The following is a 2,267-nucleotide window of genomic DNA, read 5'->3' as shown; positions in this document are numbered from 1 at the left end:
TTTTGTGGAAGCCTTGGAAGCTTTTCGGACAGCGATGTCTTTCCGTTTCTTTGAGTGGCTGACCGAGAATCGGGATGTGTTTGCCGCTTACAAAGCCAGTTTAGGCTTTGTTTGGGCTTGAAATTTGTTTAAGTCCCACTAGGGAATAAGTGACGGTTTCTCCGGACATTCTGGTAAACTCCCCTTAGTTTTATCTTGATCCTTCTCCCATTCTCGCTTTATCCATGGGAGACTACCCTTTAATTATCACCCCAAAATATAGCCCCAGTGTTTGTTTCCCCAGCAGATACCGGCATCTGTCCCCTTTTGTCGATTAAATTTGTTAGATTTTGGAGGAGAAATGTTAACTTATTTTAAAATTTATGCTGACCAGCACTGCTACCCATCCCGTCGGGGGAACAGATATCGATCGCTTTGATTGTCGTCAAGTTTGGTATCCTATCTACTACGTCAAAGATTTAGACAAAAAGCAGCCCCAACGCTTTACCCTACTAGAAGAGGATTTAGTGATTTGGTGGGACAAAAATCAGCAAGAATGGCGAGTTTTCGAGGATAAATGTCCCCATCGTCTCGCTCCTCTCTCAGAAGGTCGTCTTAACGAAAGCGGACATCTAGAATGTCCCTATCACGGTTGGTCTTTTTCCGGAGGAGGAAACTGTGAATTTATTCCCCAACAACCGGAAAACAGTCAAGCTAACACCTCTCGACGCGCTTGTGTGCGGTCTTTTCCCACGGCTATCCGTCAGGGATTATTATTCGTTTATGCGGGTAATCCCGAAAATGCTCCCCTGACTGCGATTCCAATTATTGAACCCATGGAGGAGGATGCCGATGCTTGGATTTGTTTGGATACCTTTCGAGATCTACCCTACTCGGCCGTCACTTTAATCGAAAATATTATCGATTCTAGTCATGTTCCCTATACCCATCATCTCACCATCGGTAATCGGGCCAATGCCGCTCCTATGGAATTAGAAATTATCGAGTCCAATCGTCAGGGATTTAAGGGAATTTGGCCCGAAGGACCGCGTAAAGGTCAATTAGGTCAGCAATACAGCAATTTTATCGCCCCCGGATTAATTTACCACGATCTCACCTCGGAAAAGTTTGGAAGGACTTTAACAGCTGTCTATGCAACCCCCATCCGTCAGGGAGAATGTCGTCTCTTTGCTCGTTTTCCCTTTAAATTTAACTCTAAACTGCCGAAATTCTTCATTAAGCTTACCCCCACTTGGTATTCCCACATCAATCAAAACGCTATTCTTGAAGATGATCAGATTTTTCTCTACTATCAAGAGCGTTATCTGCAAGCTCAGGGGGATAGTCGGAATTTTAGTCAAGCTTGTTATCTCCCTACCAAAGCGGATTTATTCGTGTTTGAGTATCGCAATTGGGTTAATCAATACCAAGCTGATCCTTTCGCCGGTCAACCTTTCCCCCCCCGACAATCAAAAGAGATTCTCCTGGAACGCTATCACTCCCATACCAAAAATTGTGCTGTTTGTCAAGGGGCTTTAAAAAATATTAATCGTCTGCGGGGGTTAACAATAGCGATCGCTATTGTTCTTGGTCTATCTCTACCACTTTTAGCCCTAATTTTCGGTCAATCGGCCCTTGTTCCCGTGACAGTGCTGACAGCATTAACTGTTATTATGGTGGCAGTTTATTGGCGCTTGGGAGAACTGATAAAACAGTTTTATCAAGGACTGGAATTATTGCCGAGAAATACCGGTAAAAAGCGATAAAGCTGCCGAAAAAGAGCGGAAGTTAGGGAACCTGTTCCTCACTATCGACTTTGGGGGTTTGGTTTTGGGAAGATTGCTGAAGTTCTTGCCAGCGAGTTTCTGCCAGTTGTTTTTGTGCCTGCACTTCTCGGTCATTGGAACGATAACGAAGGGATTCTTGATAAGCTTGAATCGCTCGCTCGTATTGACCGAGTTTAAACCAACTATTGCCTAAACTTTTCCAGGTTTCGGGGTTATCTTTTTGTCTTTGAATCGCCTGTTGATAGGCATTTATAGCTTGGTAATTGTCGCCTAAACGATACCAAGCGTTACCGATACCGATAAAAACTTCGGCTTTTTGGGAAGAAATGCGGCGAGCTTTTTCGTAGGATGCGATCGCTTCTTGAAATCTTTCCATTTGATGAAGTAATGCCCCTTGATTTAACCAAGCTTGATAATAATTAGAATTGGCTTTAGTTGCTTGAGTAAATGCCTCCAAAGCTTCTGACTTGCGACCTAATTTTTGCAGAATAATCCCTTGAC

Annotated in this window: 2 protein-coding genes; one reads left to right on the top strand and one right to left on the bottom strand. The window is 43.7% G+C overall.

The window, feature by feature from the left end:
* Nucleotides 1-362: 362 nt before the first annotated feature.
* Nucleotides 363-1,745, top strand: a complete 1,383-nt coding sequence (locus PX636_RS21720) for an aromatic ring-hydroxylating dioxygenase subunit alpha (RefSeq protein WP_288118842.1) — start codon at nucleotides 363-365, stop codon at nucleotides 1,743-1,745.
* Nucleotides 1,746-1,767: 22 nt separating this feature from the next.
* Here the strand turns inward: PX636_RS21720 and PX636_RS21715 are convergent.
* A partial coding sequence (locus tag PX636_RS21715) for a tetratricopeptide repeat protein (protein ID WP_288118840.1) occupies nucleotides 1,768-2,267 on the bottom strand: 500 nt, incomplete at its 5' end.

It is taken from the genome of Microcystis sp. M53598_WE2 (assembly GCF_030067735.1).
GTDB classification, from domain to species: domain Bacteria; phylum Cyanobacteriota; class Cyanobacteriia; order Cyanobacteriales; family Microcystaceae; genus Microcystis; species Microcystis aeruginosa.
Note: the sequence above shows the minus strand (reverse complement) of the source record. Positions and strands in the feature narration are given on the sequence as shown.